Source organism: Halomonas sp. H2 (genome assembly GCF_050215315.1).
Lineage (GTDB): Bacteria > Pseudomonadota > Gammaproteobacteria > Pseudomonadales > Halomonadaceae > Vreelandella.
Genome location: NZ_CP189760.1, coordinates 2,481,278 through 2,501,745 on the forward strand (window position 1 = coordinate 2,481,278; position 20,468 = coordinate 2,501,745).

General features: G+C 54.8%; 17 protein-coding genes and 2 pseudogenes. 10 read left to right on the top strand and 9 right to left on the bottom strand.

Annotated features, from left to right (window positions below; translation table 11 throughout):
* Positions 1-94: 94 nt before the first annotated feature.
* From prpC to ACQE2I_RS11580, 3 genes are all read right to left on the bottom strand, one after another.
* The gene (gene prpC, locus ACQE2I_RS11570; protein ID WP_427028249.1) at positions 95-1,222 is read right to left on the bottom strand and encodes a bifunctional 2-methylcitrate synthase/citrate synthase; all 1,128 of its coding nucleotides are present in this window, start codon (positions 1,220-1,222) and stop codon (positions 95-97) included.
* 75 nt (positions 1,223-1,297) lie between these two features.
* Complete coding sequence (gene prpB / locus ACQE2I_RS11575) at positions 1,298-2,188, bottom strand: methylisocitrate lyase (RefSeq protein ID WP_427028250.1); 891 nt, start codon at positions 2,186-2,188, stop codon at positions 1,298-1,300.
* A gap of 36 nt (positions 2,189-2,224) precedes the next feature.
* Complete coding sequence (locus ACQE2I_RS11580; RefSeq protein WP_427028251.1) at positions 2,225-2,983, bottom strand: GntR family transcriptional regulator; 759 nt, start codon at positions 2,981-2,983, stop codon at positions 2,225-2,227.
* Positions 2,984-3,243: 260 nt separating this feature from the next.
* Between ACQE2I_RS11580 and pabB the strand changes: the two genes are divergently transcribed.
* The 3 genes from pabB (at position 3,244) to ACQE2I_RS11595 (ending at position 6,437) form a co-directional block, all read left to right on the top strand.
* Entirely contained in the window at positions 3,244-4,599 is a 1,356-nt protein-coding gene (gene pabB, locus ACQE2I_RS11585; RefSeq protein ID WP_427028252.1) for an aminodeoxychorismate synthase component I, read from the top strand.
* Between the two features lie 111 nt (positions 4,600-4,710).
* Positions 4,711-5,679 (top strand): IS30 family transposase, encoded by a 969-nt coding sequence (locus ACQE2I_RS11590; RefSeq protein WP_032608318.1) that lies wholly within the window; start codon positions 4,711-4,713, stop codon positions 5,677-5,679.
* 137 nt (positions 5,680-5,816) lie between these two features.
* Positions 5,817-6,437, top strand: coding sequence for a phosphoadenosine phosphosulfate reductase family protein (locus tag ACQE2I_RS11595; RefSeq protein WP_427028253.1), 621 nt, complete (start codon positions 5,817-5,819; stop codon positions 6,435-6,437).
* Between the two features lie 17 nt (positions 6,438-6,454).
* Here the strand turns inward: ACQE2I_RS11595 and cysB are convergent, their stop codons facing one another.
* A complete protein-coding gene (gene cysB, locus ACQE2I_RS11600) occupies positions 6,455-7,429 on the bottom strand; it encodes an HTH-type transcriptional regulator CysB (RefSeq protein WP_427028254.1) in 975 nt (324 codons plus the stop codon).
* 390 nt (positions 7,430-7,819) lie between these two features.
* Here cysB and trxA point away from each other — a divergent pair, with 390 nt between their 5' ends.
* The gene (trxA, locus tag ACQE2I_RS11605; RefSeq protein ID WP_427028255.1) at positions 7,820-8,143 is read left to right on the top strand and encodes a thioredoxin; all 324 of its coding nucleotides are present in this window, start codon (positions 7,820-7,822) and stop codon (positions 8,141-8,143) included.
* 55 nt (positions 8,144-8,198) lie between these two features.
* Here trxA and ACQE2I_RS11610 read toward each other — a convergent pair whose 3' ends face one another.
* Positions 8,199-9,302 carry an AI-2E family transporter gene (locus ACQE2I_RS11610; RefSeq protein ID WP_427028256.1) on the bottom strand — a complete coding sequence of 368 codons (1,104 nt, stop codon included), beginning with the start codon at positions 9,300-9,302 and terminating at the stop codon, positions 8,199-8,201.
* A gap of 234 nt (positions 9,303-9,536) precedes the next feature.
* Between ACQE2I_RS11610 and ACQE2I_RS11615 the strand changes: the two genes are divergently transcribed.
* The gene (locus tag ACQE2I_RS11615) at positions 9,537-10,388 is read left to right on the top strand and encodes an SIMPL domain-containing protein (protein WP_427028257.1); all 852 of its coding nucleotides are present in this window, start codon (positions 9,537-9,539) and stop codon (positions 10,386-10,388) included.
* Here the strand turns inward: ACQE2I_RS11615 and serS are convergent.
* On the bottom strand, positions 10,333-11,610 hold the full coding sequence (gene serS, locus ACQE2I_RS11620; RefSeq protein ID WP_427028258.1) for a serine--tRNA ligase: 1,278 nt from the start codon (positions 11,608-11,610) through the stop codon (positions 10,333-10,335). The two genes, ACQE2I_RS11615 and serS, sit on opposite strands and share 56 nt — an antisense overlap.
* 175 nt (positions 11,611-11,785) lie before the next feature.
* Here serS and ACQE2I_RS11625 point away from each other — a divergent pair.
* From ACQE2I_RS11625 to ydiJ, 4 genes and pseudogenes are all read left to right on the top strand, one after another.
* Positions 11,786-12,220 (top strand): annotated as a pseudogene (locus ACQE2I_RS11625) (DUF4202 domain-containing protein); the annotation flags it as partial.
* A 76-nt stretch (positions 12,221-12,296) separates the two neighbouring features.
* Complete coding sequence (locus ACQE2I_RS11630; protein ID WP_032608318.1) at positions 12,297-13,265, top strand: IS30 family transposase; 969 nt, start codon at positions 12,297-12,299, stop codon at positions 13,263-13,265.
* 29 nt (positions 13,266-13,294) lie between these two features.
* Positions 13,295-13,462: pseudogene (locus ACQE2I_RS11635) on the top strand (DUF4202 family protein); the annotation flags it as partial.
* A gap of 102 nt (positions 13,463-13,564) precedes the next feature.
* Positions 13,565-16,669, top strand: coding sequence for a D-2-hydroxyglutarate dehydrogenase YdiJ (gene ydiJ, locus ACQE2I_RS11640; protein ID WP_427028259.1), 3,105 nt, complete (start codon positions 13,565-13,567; stop codon positions 16,667-16,669).
* Here ydiJ and trpC read toward each other — a convergent pair.
* The 3 genes from trpC to ACQE2I_RS11655 are packed head-to-tail and all read right to left on the bottom strand — an operon-like array spanning position 16,666 to position 19,140.
* The gene (gene trpC / locus ACQE2I_RS11645; protein ID WP_427028260.1) at positions 16,666-17,469 is read right to left on the bottom strand and encodes an indole-3-glycerol phosphate synthase TrpC; all 804 of its coding nucleotides are present in this window, start codon (positions 17,467-17,469) and stop codon (positions 16,666-16,668) included. The genes ydiJ and trpC overlap by 4 nt on opposite strands.
* A gap of 9 nt (positions 17,470-17,478) precedes the next feature.
* Complete coding sequence (gene trpD / locus ACQE2I_RS11650; protein ID WP_427028261.1) at positions 17,479-18,498, bottom strand: anthranilate phosphoribosyltransferase; 1,020 nt, start codon at positions 18,496-18,498, stop codon at positions 17,479-17,481.
* Positions 18,499-18,534: 36 nt separating this feature from the next.
* Positions 18,535-19,140 carry an anthranilate synthase component II gene (locus ACQE2I_RS11655; protein WP_427028262.1) on the bottom strand — a complete coding sequence of 202 codons (606 nt, stop codon included), beginning with the start codon at positions 19,138-19,140 and terminating at the stop codon, positions 18,535-18,537.
* Between the two features lie 401 nt (positions 19,141-19,541).
* On the opposite strand from ACQE2I_RS11655, the gene ACQE2I_RS11660 reads away from it, so the two are divergent.
* A complete protein-coding gene (locus ACQE2I_RS11660) occupies positions 19,542-20,462 on the top strand; it encodes a metal ABC transporter substrate-binding protein (protein WP_427028263.1) in 921 nt (306 codons plus the stop codon).
* Positions 20,463-20,468 lie beyond the last annotated feature (6 nt).

Genomic DNA, 20,468 nt, shown 5'->3' on the forward strand with positions numbered 1-20,468 from the left:
ACGCTGTGCAGGGCTCTTGTCTATTCAATTAGCAAGACAGGGGCACGAAGGAGGGAGGCAACATCCGGCAGCCGCAGCTGCCGGGAGGTAACGTTTAGCGGCGCTCCTCAATGGGTACCCACTCGCTCTTCTCGGGACCCGTGTAATCGGCGCTGGGGCGAATAATGCGGTTATTGGCGCGCTGCTCAAACACGTGGGCCGCCCAACCCGTTAGCCGCGACATAACAAAAATCGGCGTGAACAGTTTAGTGGGAATATCCATAAAGTGATAAGCGCTAGCGTGGAAGAAATCAGCGTTACAGAACAGCTTCTTTTCTCTCCACATGACGTCTTCAACACGCTCTGAAACCGGGTAGAGCACCTTGTCGCCAACATCGTCAGCCAGCTTTTTGGACCAGTGTTTGATAATGGCGTTGCGCGGGTCGGACTCGCGATAAATCGCGTGACCGAAGCCCATGATTTTATCTTTGCGCTCGAGCATGCCCATAATCTTGCTCTCGGCTTCTTCCGGCGACTGCCAATCCTCGATCATCGCCATCGCCGCTTCGTTAGCGCCGCCGTGCAGCGGGCCGCGCAGCGAGCCAATCGCCCCGGTCACGCAGGAGTGCATATCGGAAAGCGTCGAGGCACAGACTCGGGCGGTAAAGGTAGAAGCGTTGAACTCATGCTCGGCGTAGAGAATCAGCGATACGTTCATTACCCGCGCATGCAGTTCAGAGGCGGGCTCGCCGCGCAGCATATTCAAGAAGTGGCCGCCTACCGAGTCGTCATCCGTTTCGGTATCGACGCGTACGCCGTCGTGAGAGAAGCGGTACCAGTAGCAAATAATCGACGGCAGCACCGCTAGCAGCCGATCCGCAACATCTTGTTGCTGATCAAAATTCTCCTCGGTTTCGAGATTGCCCAGCATTGAGGTACCGGTGCGCATTACGTCCATCGGGTGAGCGTCTTTGGGGATTTGCTCAAGCACCGTTTTCAGCGCATCGGGCAAGCCGCGCAGGCTTTTGAGCTTGCTGATGTAGTGATCTAGCTCACCCTGATTAGGCAACTTGCCCTTTAATAGCAGGTAAGCAACTTCTTCAAACTTGGCTTTTTCAGCTAACTCTTTGATATCAAAGCCACGGTAGGTTAAGCCTGAGCCTGTTTTGCCTACCGTACACAGCGCGGTGGAACCAGCGCTCTGGCCACGCAGTCCTGCACCTGTCACGGGTTTATCAGCCATGGTGTGTCTCCTATTACTGCTTTTATTTTAAATTGTGTCTTTCAAATATAGGCGTACGTTAAGCTGGCGCTTGGTTTACTGGTCATCGCCTTTTTCAGCAAACAGCGCGTCCAGCTTCTGCTCAAAGTCGTGGTAGTTGAGAAAGTCGTAGAGCTCGTCGCGGGTCTGCATGATAGGCACGACGTCTTTTTGGTGGCCGTTGTCGAGGATGCTTTGATAGACCTGCAGCGCCGCAGCGTTCATAGCGCGGAACGCGGAGAGCGGGTAAAGCACCATACGGCAGCCCACCTCGCCAAGCTCCTGCTGGGTGAATAGTGGCGTTGCGCCAAACTCGGTGATGTTAGCCAAAATCGGCGCATTGACGCGTTCACAGAAGGCTTTGTAATCATCCAGGGTGTGCACCGCTTCGGCAAAAATGGCATCTGCCCCCGCTTCGACACAGGCGTTGGCGCGTTCAATGGCCGCATCGAGGCCCTCTTTTTGAAACGCATCGGTGCGGGCAATCAGATAGAAATCGGGATCGATTTTGGCATCCGCCGCCGCTTTAATGCGGTCGACCATCTCCTGCTGGGAGACAATCGCCTTATTGGGGCGGTGACCACAGCGCTTTTGCGCCACCTGGTCTTCCATATGCACCGCGGCTACGCCAGCGCGCTGCATCTCTTTTACGGTACGCGCGATATTGAAAGCACCGCCCCAGCCGGTGTCGATATCTACCAGCAGCGGCAGCTCGGTGGCGGCGCAGATACGGTGGGCATCTTCCACCACATCATTCATGGTCGTCATGCCCAGATCCGGCAAGCCGAACGAGGCATTGGCCACCCCGCCACCGGAGAGGTAAATCGCTTGATGGCCCACCTTGTCAGCCATTAGCGCGGTGTAGGCGTTAATGGTGCCTAAGATGGGTAGCGGGCGGTTGGCCTCAAGCGCGGCCCGAAAGCGGGCGCCGGGAGTCATCTGGGACATGGGACGTTTCTCCTGTTACTAATTTTTAGTTATGTTTTAACTGTTTGAGGTAGATGCTGTTTGTTCAAGGGCCGCCGCGTAGCGATCGGCCACATTGGTGCGGGAAGCGCTAACATGGCGGCGCATTAGAAGCTCAGCCAGTTCCGAATCCCCCGCTTCAATGGCATCGACAATGCGATGATGTTCCACAAAGGCGCGCTGTGGTCGCGTGCCGCTAGCACTAAACTGGGTGCGGTAAAGGCGTACTAAGTAGTAGAGATCGTCACACAGCAGATTCATTAGCATCTTGTTGTGGCTGCCCTGGACAATACAGTAGTGAAAATCGAGATCGCCTTCACGCTGATAATAAGCTTCGCCGCGCTTTAGATCGGCCTGGCCTTCGTGCAGCGCCAGTACAGCGCGTAAGCCCTGAACCTCTTCCGGCGACATATGCTCGGCCGCCAGCCGGGCGGCCATGCTTTCCAAGGCTTCCCGTAAATCAAAAAGCTCTAGTAACTCCTTCATCGATAGCTGCACAACACGCGCACCGACATGCGGAACACGCTCAATCAAACGGTGCGCTTCCAGCCGTCGCATTGCTTCGCGCAATGGCCCACGCGAAATACCGTAGGTTTTAGATAATCCCGGCTCAGTAATTTTGCTACCAGGAGCAAGCTCACCGCGCACGATAGCATCCTGCAACTGATGGAATACCCGCTCCGCGAGCGTGCGTACTTCGGGAGCCGTCGCTTCGGACGGATTTTCAGTAGCACCGTTTTCAGTAGCGTTTAATGGAGAAGTAGCAAGAGAAGCCATGATTAATTGTCGACAATTGAAAAGTAACCAAACTCTAGCGCGTGCTAATTGAACCGTCAACTAGCCATGTTAGCCGATTTTGTTCACCTTTCGTTGTATTAGCAGGGGCAACAAAACTCAACCTGTCAACAATCAAGCTGTTATTGTGCGTCATGCTGCCTGCTAGACTGTGCGTGAGAAAGGCGTCGAAGCGTAGTGCTGGTGTGATTGCCCTAGCCCCTCTAAAATGGCACGCCTTTTACTGGCTAGGCGAGTGCTTAATGACCCAGGCGTTGACGATAACTGCCCTGCCCTATTCATCCGACCCCTTGGGGATTTTCGCCTGCCTGCGTGAAAGGCCTGGTGCAGTACTGCTCGACAGCGGTCGCCCTGTCGCTACCGGCCGTTTTGACATTATTAGCAGCGACCCCCTGGCGACGCTCGAAGTCACTAACGCTGGCCAACTGCAGATTGTCTCAACGCAGCTTAGCCCCCCGGCACATCTCAGCAACGATACGTTTGCGCTGCAGCAGTGGTTACTGGATCAGTTGGATATCCCTAAAGAGACCAGTGAACTGCCTTTTTTAGGTGGGTTAATTGGCTACTGGGGCTACGATTTAGGCCGTAAAACCTTATCAATCCCGAGTGAACAAACGCGCCCGGTATCACTACCACAAGCCCGTTTAGGGCTTTATGACTGGTGCATCACCCTGGACCACGTGACCCAGCAAGCGTGGTTAATGGCTACTCCAGAACGTCGCCAGCAAGTGCAAGAGTGGCTTGCTCTGGCACCGCCCCAGCCTCGCTCGTTTACGCTAACCAGTACCTTTCAGAGCGAGCTTAGCCAGGCTCAGTACGTCACACGGTTTAACGCCGTGCAGCGCTATATACGCGCCGGCGATTGCTATCAAATCAATCTCGCCCAGCGCTTTTACGCCGACTACCAAGGTGATGAGTGGCAGGCGTACCTGCAACTGCGTGAAGCGACACCCACGCCTTTTTCCGGCTTTATGGCCTGGGATGACAAGGCCGTGCTCTCGCTTTCACCAGAACGGTTTCTTCAGTGCCGCAACCGCGAGGTCGAGACATGGCCGATTAAGGGCACTCGCCCACGTGGCACGACACCTGAAGCAGATCAAACACTGGCTGAGCAGCTATTAAGCAGCAGCAAAGATCGTGCTGAAAATGTGATGATCGTCGATTTACTGCGCAACGATTTGGGCCGTGTCTGCCAACCTGGCTCTATCCGCGTGCCGCAGCTGTGCCGCTTAGAAAGCTACCCCAATGTGCATCACCTAGTTAGCGTGGTGCAGGGAGCACTGGCCGATAACCACACCCCACTTGCACTACTAAAAGCGGCGTTTCCCGGCGGCTCGATTACCGGCGCACCTAAAATTCGCGCCATGCAGATCATTGATGAACTAGAACCTTGCCAGCGCAGCGTTTATTGCGGCAGCCTGGGTTATGTCGATGTGCGCGGTAGCATGGATACGTCAATTGCGATACGCACCATGGTGGCTGAAGCGGGAAGAGTGCATGTATGGGGCGGCGGAGGCTTGGTAGCAGACTCTCAAGCGGTGGAAGAGTACACCGAGACGCTGGATAAAATCCGCCACTTAATTGGCGCTTTGGAATAAGCAGCGCAAGCTCTATATCAAAAAGGCGCGGTTTCGGATAATAAGTGCAATTGGTAAGAGGGCGGCCAGCTGGTAGAGTCGGCGCTCCTCCCGACCAAGAGAAAAGCACTGATGAGCTACAACCAGCTGACCGAAAACGAACGATACCAGATTTACATTCTAAAAAAAGCAGGCCACAGCCAATTGGCGATAGCGGAGAAAATGGAGCGGAGTCCGTCCACGATCAGCCGGGAGCTTCGCCGTAACAGAGGGCTTCGAGGTTATCGGCCTGGGCAGGCACAGAAGCTGTCGAGCGCTAGGAGGCATGATGCCTACAAGGCACGGAAGGTGACGGACGAGGTGCGAGGTGAGATAGAAACCTTGCTTCGTCAGGAGCTGAGTCCGCAGCAGGTTGCCGATTACCTGAGAAGGCACACAGGCGTATGTCTGCACCACGAGACGATTTACCAGTTGATTTACGCAGACAAGGCCAACGGTGGCGATTTGTATAGGCATCTTCGGGTAGCGTCAAAGCCCTATCGCAAGCGCTATGGCAGCTATGATCGGCGAGGGAAGATCAAGAACAGAGTGAGTATTGATGAGCGCCCTGCGGTCGTTGACCGGCGTAGCCGAATTGGTGACTGGGAAGGCGATACGATCATCGGCAAGGGTCGCAAGGGCGTTCTGCTGACGATGGTTGAGCGTAAGACGCTGTATACGGTCATTGTTCGCCTGACGGGCAAAAGAGCCGACCTGCTGGCGGCTGCAGCGATTGAGCATTTGGCGTCGCTCAAAGCCAGAATCAAAACCATCACCTTGGATAATGGTCTTGAATTTTCTGGGCACGAGGATATAGCGAAAGGTCTGGAGGCGGATATTTATTTTGCCCACCCTTATGCATCATGGGAACGAGGGATCAATGAGAATACCAACGGCCTTATCCGCCAGTACTTCCCCAAGGGAACAGACTTAAGCAAGGTGACGGATGAGCAGGTTCAGTTTGTTATGGATCGACTGAACAGCAGACCCAGAGCGACCAGAGGTGGACGATCACCGAATGAGTTATTTATAGGGCGGCGAGACGATTTACTCGCCGCGTAATGAAATTGCAGTTATTACTTGAAACCAAGAGGAATATAAAAGCCTAACCAAACGGTATTGGGTTTCACTGCCTCCCGTTTGGTAGCCTAGTCAGTATTATTTAACTCTCGCTATTTAATTCCCGATTAGGAGGCAGCATGTCCTCAGAGCTTGCAGCGATTAATAGAGATTTCGCAAACACCCCCCAAGGTTTAGTTGAGTGGGCGCTGGCCCAGGGTGCACGGCCTATTTGCACCACTAACTTTCGCCCCTTTGAGGCGGTGATCCTGCATATGGTCAGCCAGGTACGTCCGGATATTCCCATTGTATGGATGGACAGCGGCTATAACACAGAAGCCACTTATCAATTCGCTGACGACGTTATTAACCAGTTAAATCTGAATATCGTCAGCTTTGTGCCCCGCCGCACTCGCGCCCACCGCGAAGCGCTTGATGGCCATATGCCAGGCATCGACGACCCGCGTCACGCAGCCTTTACTCAAGAAGTAAAGCTTGAACCTTTCGAGCGCGCGCTACGTGAAATGCAGCCCGACGTATGGTTCACCGCACTGCGTGCCGAAGACACCCCAGAGCGCGCAAAAATGCAGCCGATTAGCCGCAATAGCGACGGGCTGTTGAAAGTCGCCCCGCTGCTGCATTGGAGCGCCAAAGAGATGTACCAGTACCTTCAGGCGCATAACCTGCCCAACAACTTCGACTACTTCGACCCTACCAAGGTGGAAGAGAAGCGTGAATGCGGGCTGCATCTGCAGCACTGATTCGCCCTTATCGCGGGTTAATACTCCGGCAGATCTAAATCATCGAACAAAGACTGTTCATGACGCGGGCCTGCCGATAGTGCGTCATCGACACGGTCGCGGGTTAAGTGAGGTGCAAAGCGCTCCAAAAAGTCATACATATAACCGCGCATAAAGGTGCCACGACGGATACCGATCTTGGTGGTGGAGCTAGCAAATAAATGGCTGGCATCCAGTACCACTAAATCAGCGTCTAGCACCTCATCGACGGCCATGTGGGCCACAATACCCACTCCCATACCCAGGCGTACGTAGGTTTTAATCACATCCGCATCCGCGGCTGTCAGCACCACATTAGGCTTTAAGTCTTTAGCTTTGAAGGCATCGTCTAACTGAGAGCGGCCGGTAAATCCGAACACGTAGGTGACTATCGGGTGTTCACCTAGCGCCTCAAGCGTTAACGGACCCTGCAGAGTAGCGAGAGGATGCCCTTTGGGTACCAATATGCAGCGGTTCCAGCGATAACATGGCAGTAGCACCAGATCGGTAAACAGCTCTAGCGACTCGGTGGCAATGGCGAAGTCCGCCTGCCCTTCGCTGACCATCTGGGCTATTTGCTTAGGTGTGCCTTGCTGCATATGCAGAGCCACATCTGGATACTTCAGGGTAAATTCACTGATAATAGGCGGCAGTGCGTAACGAGCTTGAGTATGAGTGGTGGCAATAGCCAAACTGCCGCGACGCTCATCGCTATGCTCCTGGGCCACCTGCTTAATGTTCTCGGCGAGGCGTAGCACTTGCCCGGCTAGATCGATAATCGATTGGCCGGCAGGCGTCACCCGGGTTAGGTGCTTGCCACTGCGAGCAAAAATTTCAACGCCAAGCTCGTCTTCTAACAAACGAATTTGTTTGGAGATCCCTGGCTGTGAGGTAAATAGACTTTGCGCTGTGGCTGAGACATTCAAGTTATGTCGATTGACTTCCCAGATATAGCGTAGCTGTTGTAGCTTCATACCCTCACCTTATTTATTCTCTATACAAATCCATGTAGGTCGTGCCTTGAAGCACACCTGTACACTGCCACTACAGTACTTTTGCCGTTCAGCGGTACTGATGTCGCACTCTACAGCACCAGATAGAATAAAAAACACTTCAATAATACTTTTATATTATAAAAAAATCTTCCCATCAGCACCCTTTAATTTCTGCTGTGCAGATAATTCACCCTGCAAGAAATTTGCCAGCAACCTTCGCGCCCGCTAACATCTGCCCACGGCTTATCGCGGCAAATATGCGGCGCGATAAAAATTAAGGCGCGCTGAAAAAGCGCCAATTGATCACGTAATGACCGTTGCTCCATTTGAGGCAACGAAACAGTAAGAGCAACGCAAACGGAGAAGCAAATGGCTAATAATGTTGATGTTACCAACGCCAATTTTGAGCAAGAAGTCCTCAACGCTGAACAGCCTGTGCTAATGAAATTCTGGGCGCCTTGGTGTGGCCCGTGTAAAGTAATGGCCCCGGTTGTTGATGAAGTGGCTGCTGAACGCCAGGATAACTTGAAAGTGGTTAGCGTCAATGTAGACGATGCTCCCGAAATTGCCGCTGAGCAAGGTGTGCGCGGCGTACCTACCGTGATGCTGTTTAAGTCCGGCACCAAAGTCGCTTCACTGGTTGGCGCGCAATCCAAATCACAGCTGTCGCAGTTCATCGAACAAAACGCCTGATGAATGCAGCTAGCCAGTGCAACTACCGCCGACACTGTCGGCGGTAGTATTGTGTTTAATGTCTGCGCTTCCACGGCGGCAGGCTTGCATCACGTGTTCGACTATCTTTTAAGCGCTGCTTCCCAGGCCCTAATAACCGAGCTATCCAGCGCGTCTCCGGGTGGCTGTCCAAGGCAATTTTCAGCGTCATTGTCAGCATCACCGAAAGTAGCATTCCCGCCGCACCAAAGATCCAACCCCATACCACCAGTGATAAAAAGGCCACAAAGGTAGAAAGTCCAAGCGCCTGCCCCATTACGCGGGGCTCAATCAAGTTACCGGGCACAAAGTTGATGAGCAGGTAGGCCGAAGCCAAAAGCATCGCCTGGAATGCGCCCCCATCTTGCGCGATGAGCAGCAACAGTACTGGCGGTATTGCGGCCAGCGCGGAGCCAATATTAGGAATGAAGTTTAATGCAAAGGCTAACACACCCCACAGCAGCGGGAATTCAACCCCAATAATTAAACAAGAGAGCCAAACCAGCACCCCGGTCGCCAAACTAATCACGGTTTTAACCGCCAAGTAGCGCTTTAGCGTAAGACTAAATTCACTGAAGCGTTTCAAACTGGGCGCAGGGTTTTCAAGCGCTCTAGAGACCTTGTCGCGTACGTTAAGCGTCTCAAAAAGCATGAAGATGACCAGCAGCCCAACAATAATGCCCTGCATAAAAAAATTGCCAAGCTGACTCAACAGCTCCGGCATCCATGAGCCTTCATCCTCTCCCTCAAAGAGCGAGTTAATCTGATCGGGATTAATCGCCAAGCCTCGTGAAGAGAGCGCATTGAGTAAATTCCAATACTGCTCATAGAGCCGCGATTCAATATCAGGCAACACCGTCAAAAAGGTACTAAAACTATTAACCACCAGCAGGCCAATAAGCGATATAAACGCCAGCAGAACCATTAACGTAAGGAATGCCGACATCCGCATACTCAAGCCACAGCGATGCAGCCACTGCACCGGCGAGGTACACACCACTGCGATAAATATCGCCAGTAGCAACGGCACCAGTAAGTCAGCACCTGCTTTCATACCTGCCACAATCACTACCAACGCGGCAAGCGCCAAGGTGGCATTGAGCGGTATACTGCGGTAGTCATCGTCTGACAATTTCGACATAACCCCATCCTTAGCCTGTTGTCACATTCATAGTGGCTGCAAACACGATATTGCACAAACCGTGCAAGCAATAAGCAACTGTTTCGCATCCACTCTTCAGTTCTGAACTTTCCTTTCGCCAGCGATTCCAAGCATTGTCTACATTAGTAGTTAACTAGGCAGCGACATGCGTTTGCGATTGCTTTCAAGGCACTCAGCTGTTCACGTCGGCCTGCCCCCATTAAGGACGTTACTATGCTATCCACACCTCTACAGTCTCATCGACTAGGTGCTCAATTCCTGCGCTTTAGCCTGCTAAGCGGTGCCTTACTGGCACTGCTCAGCACCCCTTTGGCACAAGCATCACCACCACAACCCGTACCCAGTCTTCACGTACAAGCGCAGTCATGGGTTGAAGTAGAACCCGACAAAGCGACGTTAAGTGCGCGGTTATGGGAAAACACCCCAGCCCTTTCCACACTGGAAGAGAGTGATAGTAGCGCACTTAGCGATGCACGCGAGCGCTTGGAAAGCCGTGCCAGCGAATTAATCCAACAAATGGAAGCTACGGGTCTTGAACGCAACGCTATCAACGCAGGCTCGTTGAATGTTTATCCTGAGCATGTTCAAGGCCCACGCAACGAAGACGGTGAGCATGAAGCCCTGCAGCGCACTCGCCTTGAACGCCCAATTAGCGTCGAACTAACTGACCTGGATCAGTTAAGCGAAGTATTAGACGCACTGATTGCCGCTGGTGTGAACTCGCTGGACGGTGTCCAGTTTGACCTGCAAGACCGTGACGCCGCCACCGACGAAGCCCTGGTTAAAGCACTCGAAAAAGCGCAGCACAAAGCTAACTTAATGGCTGACAGCTTAGCTGCAGAACTAGGCCATGTGCAGCGTATTGAAGAGACCCAATCGCCTATTTTCCAACCACGCATGATGGCAATGCGGGCAGAAAGCGGTTCTGCTGCCAACCAATCGGCTGCCGCCAGCGATTACAGCCCCGGCACCATTCGCATAGATGCCGGAGTTAGTATTGAGTGGGCGCTTAAAGAGCCAGACGCTCCACGCCGCCCAAATAGCGACGTAGCGGCTCAGGAATAGTTACCGAGCCATCCGCCTGCTGGTGGTTTTCAAGCACCGCCAGCAGGCACCGCCCTACCGCTAGCCCCGAACCATTTAAGGTATGCAGCAGCAGTGGTTTTTTAGCATCCGGGTGGCGATACCGCGCCTGCATGCGCCGGGCCTGGAAATCCCCACAGTTAGAGACTGAGGAGATCTCCCGATAGGTTTCCTGGCTGGGCAACCACACTTCTAAATCGTAGGTTTTAGTGGCACCAAAACCCATATCTCCAGTGCACAACGTGACCACACGATACGGCAGTTCCAGCGCCTGCAAGATCGCCTCCGCATGGCCGCGCATCTCTTCCAGCGCTGCATAGCTCTTCTCCGGCTCGACGATCTGAACCATTTCGACCTTATCGAACTGATGCTGACGGATCATGCCACGGGTATCGCGTCCGTGAGAGCCCGCTTCAGAGCGGAAACACGGCGTGTGCGCGGTAAGCTTCATGGGCAAAGCCGACAGCTCAACGATTTCATCGCGCACAAAGTTGGTCAGCGGCACTTCTGAGGTGGGGATCAGGTGGTACTCGCGCTCATCGTCCAGCTTGAACAGGTCTTCGCCAAACTTCGGCAGCTGGCCGGTGCCCATTAACGAATCGCGGTTGACCATATACGGCACGTAGCACTCTTCATAGCCGTGCTGCTCGGTTTGGGTGTCCAGCATAAACTGCGCCAGCGCCCGGTGCAGGCGTGCAATCGGCCCGCGCATCACCGCAAAGCGCGCACCGGTGATTTTAGCCGCCAGCTCAAAATCGAGATAACCCGACTTCTTACCCAGATCAACGTGATCCAGTACTTCGAAATCAAACGCCCGCGGCGTGCCCCAGCGGTGCAGCTCAACGTTGTCTTCTTCTTTTTTACCTTCCGGCACACTTTCATGAGGTAGGTTGGGTATACCGCTTACTGCGTCATCCCACTCTTCCTGCACCTCGGCCAATTCTTTCTTGGCTTTATCCAAGCGGTCGCCTAAATCGCTGACTTCATCCAACAGCGGCTGGATATCTTCACCGTTGGCCTTGGCCTTGCCAATCGCTTTGGAGCGCATATTGCGCTCGTTTTGCAGCTGCTCGGTTTGCGTTTGCAGCTCGCGGCGGCGCGACTCCAGCGACTGCAGTCCCGCTTTATCAAGCACAAAGCCCCGGCGGGCCAGTTGTTGAGCAACCGTGTCAAGATCACCGCGCAGCAGTTTCGGATCGAGCATGAATCCTGTCCCTTGGCCTGAAAACAATAAGAGCAACGCGCTGATGCGCGTGCGTAAAGGCCACTATTGTAGGCAAAAGCGCGGCGGGGAGCTATGGGTGGTATTGCATCGCAGTTGTGATTCGCGCGCTTTCTCGGCAACCTATTAGCATCATTTCCAGCCGAGCAACGCTGCCATGCCTACCGCTTTTGAACAAACGCTCGTCGCCATCGATGCCCTCCATGCTGAGGATCCACGCGCCACGACGCTTACCGATGGCACCTCCATGCCCCAGGAGCTCGCTTACGCCCAGCGCATGAGCGGCTGGCTAGACTGTGTACATGACGCCCCGGATGAAGTGCTCCGCTTGGCCGTGCGCGCCCAGCACTTGCAGCGCTGGCTGGTACCGCGGGCGGAGTACCCTGAGGGGCGTGTGGGTTATCTAACCTGGCGGCGCGATCAAAGCATCCGCGCTGGAGATGCCACTGCCCAGCTAATGCTCGAGGCTGGCTACAGTGACAAAGACGCCAACCGTGCCGCAAAGATTATTGGCAAAAAAGGCCTGGGCCGCGACGCCGATGTACAGGCGCTGGAAGATTGCGCCTGCTTGGTGTTTTTAGAGCGCGGTTTCGGATAATAAGTGCAATTGGTAAGAGGGCGGCCAGCTGGTAGAGTCGGCGCTCCTCCCGACCAAGAGAAAAGCACTGATGAGCTACAACCAGCTGACCGAAAACGAACGATACCAGATTTACATTCTAAAAAAAGCAGGCCACAGCCAATTGGCGATAGCGGAGAAAATGGAGCGGAGTCCGTCCACGATCAGCCGGGAGCTTCGCCGTAACAGAGGGCTTCGAGGTTATCGGCCTGGGCAGGCACAGAAGCTGTCGAGCGCTAGGAGGCATGATGCCTACAAGGCACGGAAGGTGACGGACGAGGTGCGAGGTGAGATAGAAACCTTGCTTCGTCAGGAGCTGAGTCCGCAGCAGGTTGCCGATTACCTGAGAAGGCACACAGGCGTATGTCTGCACCACGAGACGATTTACCAGTTGATTTACGCAGACAAGGCCAACGGTGGCGATTTGTATAGGCATCTTCGGGTAGCGTCAAAGCCCTATCGCAAGCGCTATGGCAGCTATGATCGGCGAGGGAAGATCAAGAACAGAGTGAGTATTGATGAGCGCCCTGCGGTCGTTGACCGGCGTAGCCGAATTGGTGACTGGGAAGGCGATACGATCATCGGCAAGGGTCGCAAGGGCGTTCTGCTGACGATGGTTGAGCGTAAGACGCTGTATACGGTCATTGTTCGCCTGACGGGCAAAAGAGCCGACCTGCTGGCGGCTGCAGCGATTGAGCATTTGGCGTCGCTCAAAGCCAGAATCAAAACCATCACCTTGGATAATGGTCTTGAATTTTCTGGGCACGAGGATATAGCGAAAGGTCTGGAGGCGGATATTTATTTTGCCCACCCTTATGCATCATGGGAACGAGGGATCAATGAGAATACCAACGGCCTTATCCGCCAGTACTTCCCCAAGGGAACAGACTTAAGCAAGGTGACGGATGAGCAGGTTCAGTTTGTTATGGATCGACTGAACAGCAGACCCAGAGCGACCAGAGGTGGACGATCACCGAATGAGTTATTTATAGGGCGGCGAGACGATTTACTCGCCGCGTAATGAAATTGCAGTTATTACTTGAAACCAAGGAGAACTACTTTGCCGACTTCTCGCGCAAGATCGAGCACGACCATATGGTACGTATTGTGCAGATGACCTGGCGCAAAATGTCGCCCCGTGCCCATGCATTAGCCTTGAAGCTACCTATGTCGAACGCCTCATTAGCGCTGGTAAAAGAGGCCCTGGGTGCCGAGTAAGGCGCTGAGAAAAGCGCTACCTTGAGATGCAGCCGGGCAACTGCTGCGGTAAAGTAGCGGTCTTCTTTTATTGTGCCCCCGGCACTGACGGTTTGATCAACTATGATTGCATCCTTGGACACCCGTACCGCCCCGTTTGAACGTTTGGGCAAAGATTACCTGCGATTTCTACAAGCCCTCAAGACTCGTGGCTTTGAAGGTGAAATCGCCCCCGATTATGCCAACCGTACGGTGCTGGCGACGGATAACTCGATCTACCAGCGTTTACCTCAGGCGGCGGTCTACCCCAAGCATGGCGAAGATATTGAACGCTTAACTCGACTGGCCGCACAAACCACTCATCGGGGGATTGTGTTAACGCCACGCGGCGGCGGCACCGGCACCAACGGCCAGTCGCTAACCGACGGTATCGTGGTGGATGTTTCCCGCCATATGCACCAGATCCTTGAGATCGACGTCGAAAACCGCCGGGTACGCGTCCAGGCCGGGGTGATCAAAGACCAGCTCAACGCGGCGCTCAAACCCCATGGGCTGTTTTTCGCCCCGGAGTTGTCGACTTCCAACCGCGCCACCCTTGGCGGCATGATTTCTACCGATGCCAGCGGCCAGGGCAGCTGCGAATACGGTAAAACCCGCGACCATGTGTTAGAACTCGATACTATTCTAATCGGCGGAAAGCATCTGCATAGCCGTGCGTTAACGCAGGATGAAGAGCAGGCTGAGTGCCAGCAGGAAGGCATTCTTGGCCGCGTACATACCACCGCCGCCGAAATCATCGACCAGCAGCGCGACTTGATTGCAGCCAAGTTCCCCCCACTCAATCGCTGTTTAACCGGCTATGACCTGGCCCACCTGCGCGATGATGAAGGCCAGCTTAATCTCAACAGCCTGCTGTGCGGCTCGGAAGGCTCGTTAGGCTTTTTAAATGAAGCCGTGCTGAATGTACTGCCGATTCCCAAGCACTCAACACTGGTTAATGTGCGCTATACCAGTTTTATGGACGCACTGCGAGATGCCAAAACACTGAAAGCCAGCAGCGCTCGGCCTACCTCTATCGAAACCATTGACGACACCGTGCTGCAGCTGGCGATGGAAGATTTCGTCTGGGACAGCGTGGCAGAATTCTTCCCGTCGACCGCAAGCACGCCGATTAGCGGCATTAACCTGATCGAGTTTAATGACGACGATGAGAGCGCCCTCGCCGAGCGAGTACGGTCGTTTACCGAGCATTTAAGTCAAGACGCCAGCGTCGAGCGCCTGGGCTACACCCTGGCCGAAGGGCGTGGGCAGATCCAGAAAGTCTACGCCATGCGCAAGCGCTCGGTGGGCCTGCTCGGCAACGTGCAGGGCGAAAAGCGCCCCATCCCGTTTGTCGAAGATACCGCCGTGCCGCCGGAGCACTTGGCGGACTTTATCGCCGAATTCCGTGCCGCGCTGGATGCCCGCGGGCTTTCTTACGGTATGTTTGGCCATGTGGATGCGGGGGTACTGCACGTGCGCCCCGCCATCGATATGAAGGATCCCGAGCAGGAAAAACTGATTCGCGAAATCTCCGATGAAGTCGTCGCACTTACCCAAAAATATGGCGGCCTGCTGTGGGGCGAACACGGCAAGGGCGTACGCTCGGAGTACTCACCTAAATTCTTTGGCGAGCTCTACCCCAGTCTTCAGCGAGTAAAAGCGGCCTTTGACCCCTATAACCAACTCAACCCTGGCAAGATCGCCTCGCCCGCCGAAAGCGGCGAGCTCATCGCCAAGGATAGCGACCCGGATCTGCTGACGGTCGATGGTGTGCCCATGCGCGGCCAGTTGGATCGCACCATCGACGAGCGCGCTTGGCAGGCCTATGACGCGGCGGTCTACTGCAACGGCAACGGCGCCTGCTACAACTACGACCTTGACGACCCCATGTGCCCATCGTGGAAGGCAACGCGGGATCGCCGCCACTCGCCCAAAGGCCGCGCCAGCTTGATCCGCGAGTGGCTGCGCCTGCAGTCCCAGGCGGGGATTGATGTGGTAGAAGAGTCGCGCAAGAAGAAAGCCGAAGGCGGCTGGGGCTTTATTAAAAGCTTTCCGCTGCGGGTGGCGAACACCCTAAGCCACCAGCAGCACCACGACTACTCCCACGAAGTGTATGACGCCATGGCGGGCTGCTTAGCGTGCAAATCTTGTGCTGGGCAGTGCCCAATCAAGGTCAACGTGCCGCAGTTTCGTTCGCAGTTTTTAGAGGTCTACCACGGCCGTTACCTGCGCCCGCTGCGCGACTACGTGATTGGCGGCACCGAGTTTATGCTGCCCACCCTGGCCAAGGCTGCGCCGCTGTATAACGCGATGATTGGCCAGCGCTGGGTGGAAAAACTAATGCGCAGCACGCTGGGTATGAGCGACTCCCCGGCGCTTTCACGGGCCAGTGTTAAAAAGCAGCTCAACGCCTGGGGCGTCGCCGAGGCAACGCCGCTCTCGCTGGCGCTATTAACCGAACAACAGCGCGCCAACAGCGTGATTATTGTGCAAGACGCCTTTACTACCCACTTTGAAGCCAAGCTGGTGATGGACGTGGTAGAGCTACTCTCGCGCTTAAACCTGCGCGTGTTCGTGATGCCCTATTCGGCTAACGGCAAACCACTCCAGGTGCAGGGCTTCTTGGGCGCCTTCGAGCGCACCGCCGCCAAGCAGGCCGAGCGGCTACGCACCCTGGCGCGCTTTAATATTCCTATGGTCGGTATCGATCCGGCGATGACGCTGACCTACCGCCAGGAGTACGTTAAAGCGCTGGGCAATGAGGCCGTGCCGGAAGTGCTGATGCTGCAGGAGTGGCTGGCAACCCGTATCAACACGCTAGCGCCCAACCAGCTTAAGCTTACCGACCCAGGCTTCAAGCTGCTCTCCCACTGCACCGAGAAAACCAACGCCCCAGTTAGCCCTAAGGCGTGGCAGCAGGTATTTGCGGCGTTTGGATTAAAGCTTGAGCTAATGGCCACTGGCTGCTGCGGTATGTCCGGCACCTATGGCCATGAAACCCGCAACGCCGCTACGTCCAAAGCTATCTACGCCCAGTCGTGGCAGCCCCAGGTGGAGGCCGAAGAAAACACAGGCAAGCTATTGGCCACCGGCTACTCCTGCCGCAGTCAGGTGAAGCGTTACTCGGCGCAAACCTTGCCCCATCCGCTTCAGGCGCTGCTTGCTTGCCTGAAGCGGGCAGGCTAAAAGAACAGACGTTTAAGTGCCAACCCTGGATCACTCTCACGCATAAAAGCTTCGCCGACGAGGAACCCGTTAACGTTGTGGTCGCGCATCAGCTCGACGTCATCGCGGGTATGAATGCCGGATTCGGTAATCACTGTGACGCTTTCAGGAATACGTGGCAGTAACTCCAGAGTGGTATTCAGGCTGGTGTCAAAGGTGTGCAGATTGCGGTTGTTGATACCGACTAACTTTAGATCCAGCGCTAAGGCGCGCTCTAGTTCGTCAGCATCGTGCACTTCCACCAACACATCCATTCCCAACTCAATAGCCTGTTGGTTCAGATCGCGTAGCTGGGCATCGCCCAATGCAGCCACAATCAGCAAAATACAGTCCGCGCCAATCGCTCGGGCTTCGCAGACCTGATAGCCATGGGTGATAAAGTCTTTACGAATCACCGGCAGCGTACACACATCACGAGCAGCCATCAGATAGTCTTCATGGCCCTGGAAAAAATCCGCGTCGGTGAGTACCGACAGACAAGCAGCGCCGCCCTGTGCATAGCTCTTAGCAATATCCGAGGGGTGAAACTCTTCGCGAATAATGCCTTTTGAGGGCGAGGCTTTTTTGACCTCGGCAATAACCGCCGGATCACCCGCCGCAATGCGCGTATTGAGGGCGTCGACAAAGCCACGTGGGGCGCTCTGCTTCTGCCCTAAGGCGAGCAGATCAGTTTCCGAAACTGCCTGACGGCGTTCGGCCACTTCCTGCTCTTTGCGAGCCAGAATGCGCGTTAAAATAGTCGGTGCTGCCTGTTGAGTCATGGTGGTCTCTTACTGTTTAAAAACGCTGGTAAAGTGCGAAAGTTCTTTGAGCTTCTCAAGCGGCAGTTTGGAGGCTTGCGCGTCCTGGGCCACCATCACACCCTCTTTTAAGGTATCTGCGACGCCTGAACAGTAGAGTGCAGCTCCCGCGTTTAGCGCCACCATATCGGCCGCGGCGCCTTCACCAGATAAAGCCGCCTTAACCAAGCGCAGGCTATCTTCCGCACCATTGGCTTTCAGCGTTGCTAAGCTCTGGCGCTCAATACCCAATTCCTCTGGGGTAATGGTGTACTGGGTGATCTCACCGTCTTTTAATTCGGCCACTAACGTGGGGCCCGCTAGGGAGATCTCATCCAGGCCCTCTTCTGAGTGCACCACCATCACATGTCGGCTGCCTAAAGTTCTGAGCACTTCGGCCATCAGCGGCACCAATTCTGCGGCGTAAACGCCTAGCACTTGGTTAGGTGCGCCAGCAGGGTTGGTTAGCGGGCCCAGAATATTAAACAGCGTGCGCACGCCCATTTCGCGGCGCGGAGCAACGGAGTAGCGCATGGCCGGGTGGTGGTTGGGTGCAAACATAAACCCTACGCCCACCTGCTCGATACAGCGCGCTACCTGGTCAGGCTTAAGGTCAAGATAGATACCCGCCACATCAAACAGATCAGCACTGCCGGATGAAGACGAAACACTGCGGTTACCGTGCTTGGCAACATGGGCACCCGCGGCAGCGGCGACAAAACTGGCGGCGGTAGAGACATTAAACAGATTCGCCCCATCACCACCGGTGCCGACGATATCCACGATATTGTCAGTTTTTAATTCAACCCGCTTCATCAGCTCGCGCATTACTTGAGCCGCCGCACTGATTTCAACAGCGCTTTCGCCCTTCATGGCTAAACCGACCAGCAGTCCGCCAATTTGTGCGTCAGATGCATCGCCGGTCATGATCTGGCGCATCAAGGCGTACATGGCATCGAAAGAGAGGTCTTCGCGGCGCATCACCGCATTAATTGCGTCTCGCATTTGCATGAGCAGAGGAGCTCCTAAAGCGTATGAAACCGGCAATCAGCCGCGTTTTAAAAAGTTGGACAGTAGTTCATGGCCTTGGCGGGTAAGAATCGACTCGGGGTGAAACTGGACCCCTTCGATATCCAATTCGTGGTGACGAAGTCCCATGACCAAATCAGGGGTTACGTCGTCCCCCCCCGTCCAGGCAGTAATTTCGAAACAGGCAGGCAACGACTCTTTATCGACCACTAACGAGTGGTAGCGGGTCACTTCCACAGGGTTATCCAGCCCTTCAAATACACCCTGGTTATCGTGCAGCACGGCAGATGTTTTACCGTGCATCACCTGCGGGGCACGCACTACTTTGCCGCCATACACCTGGCCAATCGCCTGATGGCCCAGGCAGACGCCTAAAATAGGTAACTTTCCAGCAAAGTGTTTGATGGCAGCCATGGAGATACCTGCTTCGTTAGGCGTGCAAGGCCCCGGCGACACCACCAAGTGCGTTGGCGCCAACGCTTCAATTTGCTCGATCGTGATTTCGTCATTACGGTGCGTAATCACTTCTGCGCCCAGTTCACCAAGATACTGCACGATGTTAAACGTGAAGCTGTCGTAATTGTCGATCATCACAACTCTCTGCACTGCCTGTGCTCGCGCCATTGCCACGCTCACCCCGTTGCGTTAGTGAAATTGCTGGATATTCGATGATACCGCAACCAAGCACTCTATTGCAGGGGTTAAGTGTCGCCCCGGGGCAGCCACCAGGTGGCATACTCACATTGTGGGGTTGTACCACGAGGGTCGCGGGCCAACGGCCACCAACTCACGGCCTTATGGGTGGTTATGCCGACGCCGTAAAGAAGAATCCGTTCACTACTTCATCAGGCACGCTATGCTTAAGGGAATAATACCGCTCAGCATAGTGGCTCCTGCCCATAGGGGAGTCCTTCTCTAGGCAATTTCTCTTGGCCTGTGGCTGCACTGGAACTGGCAACGAGTCAGCGCAGTCTCTATTATTTGCCGTCTTTTTAAATAATTTTCAATCTTGTTAGGAGCGTGGAATGTGCAAGCGGGTTACCTGGGTATGTACGCTCTTATTTGTCGTACTGATAAGCACGGCACCAGCCTATGCCAACACAACGCTTCGGGTTATTGCCTCATTTTCAGTCATGGAGGAGTTGGTGAAGCGAGTAGCGGGTGACGCCGTTAGCGTTAATGTCATCGTGCCCAGAGGAGAAGACGTGCACCGTTGGGAACTGACGCCCCCCAACGTGCTCGCGCTAGAAGAGACGCAGATTATTTTTTACAACGGGCTGGGCTTAGAGCCTTGGATACGTCATGTGGAAGCCATGTCCGACGATCAGTTGACGTTAGTCGCAGTGGCCGCAAAGGCCGACTACACGCCACTGATGATCTCCACCGGGCAGTATAAAGGTGAGCCAGACCCGCACATGTGGATGGACCCACAGGGGGCCGCCGCTTATGTCGATGTCATCGCCACCACCCTGGCCGAGCATTTACCCGCGCATGCGGAGGCATTTTATGCCCGCGCCGAAGAGGCGCGCAAGGCGCTTACGACGCTTAACCAAGCGGTTAAAGAGCGACTTGACGGCATCCCGCAAACCAATCGCACGCTAATCACCAGCGAAGCTGGCGTTAACTATTTTGCCCGCGCCTATGCGTTTGAGGCACACGGGGTGTGGGGAGTCAATGCCGAGACCCAGGGCAGTGCGGATGCCATGGCTAAGATGAGTGCCTACCTTAATGAGAAGCGCCCACGCCCGCTAGCGCTGTTCTATGAAAGCACCACTTCGTCAAACCATATGGATTCACTGGCGCGGGAGACATCAATTCCCCTGGCAGGCCCGCTGTACGTTGACTCATTAAGCGGCGCAGGCGGCCCGGCTGACAATTACCCGGCCATGCTTCGCCACAATGCCGACGTACTGCATGCGGCCCTAGGCGGCGCAACGGCCGAGTAACTGGGT

Excerpts from the sequence above, each read along its gene's own strand:
- prpC (WP_427028249.1), bottom strand. The coding sequence starts at position 1,222 with ATGGCTGATAAACCCGTGACAGGTGCAGGACTGCGTGGCCAGAGCGCT.
- prpB (WP_427028250.1), bottom strand. The coding sequence starts at position 2,188 with ATGTCCCAGATGACTCCCGGCGCCCGCTTTCGGGCCGCGCTTGAGGCC.
- ACQE2I_RS11580 (WP_427028251.1), bottom strand. The coding sequence starts at position 2,983 with ATGGCTTCTCTTGCTACTTCTCCATTAAACGCTACTGAAAACGGTGCT.
- pabB (WP_427028252.1), top strand. The coding sequence starts at position 3,244 with ATGACCCAGGCGTTGACGATAACTGCCCTGCCCTATTCATCCGACCCC.
- ACQE2I_RS11590 (WP_032608318.1), top strand. The coding sequence starts at position 4,711 with ATGAGCTACAACCAGCTGACCGAAAACGAACGATACCAGATTTACATT.
- ACQE2I_RS11595 (WP_427028253.1), top strand. The coding sequence starts at position 5,817 with ATGTCCTCAGAGCTTGCAGCGATTAATAGAGATTTCGCAAACACCCCC.
- cysB (WP_427028254.1), bottom strand. The coding sequence starts at position 7,429 with ATGAAGCTACAACAGCTACGCTATATCTGGGAAGTCAATCGACATAAC.
- trxA (WP_427028255.1), top strand. The coding sequence starts at position 7,820 with ATGGCTAATAATGTTGATGTTACCAACGCCAATTTTGAGCAAGAAGTC.
- ACQE2I_RS11610 (WP_427028256.1), bottom strand. The coding sequence starts at position 9,302 with ATGTCGAAATTGTCAGACGATGACTACCGCAGTATACCGCTCAATGCC.
- ACQE2I_RS11615 (WP_427028257.1), top strand. The coding sequence starts at position 9,537 with ATGCTATCCACACCTCTACAGTCTCATCGACTAGGTGCTCAATTCCTG.
- serS (WP_427028258.1), bottom strand. The coding sequence starts at position 11,610 with ATGCTCGATCCGAAACTGCTGCGCGGTGATCTTGACACGGTTGCTCAA.
- ACQE2I_RS11630 (WP_032608318.1), top strand. The coding sequence starts at position 12,297 with ATGAGCTACAACCAGCTGACCGAAAACGAACGATACCAGATTTACATT.
- ydiJ (WP_427028259.1), top strand. The coding sequence starts at position 13,565 with ATGATTGCATCCTTGGACACCCGTACCGCCCCGTTTGAACGTTTGGGC.
- trpC (WP_427028260.1), bottom strand. The coding sequence starts at position 17,469 with ATGACTCAACAGGCAGCACCGACTATTTTAACGCGCATTCTGGCTCGC.
- trpD (WP_427028261.1), bottom strand. The coding sequence starts at position 18,498 with ATGCAAATGCGAGACGCAATTAATGCGGTGATGCGCCGCGAAGACCTC.
- ACQE2I_RS11655 (WP_427028262.1), bottom strand. The coding sequence starts at position 19,140 with ATGGCGCGAGCACAGGCAGTGCAGAGAGTTGTGATGATCGACAATTAC.
- ACQE2I_RS11660 (WP_427028263.1), top strand. The coding sequence starts at position 19,542 with ATGTGCAAGCGGGTTACCTGGGTATGTACGCTCTTATTTGTCGTACTG.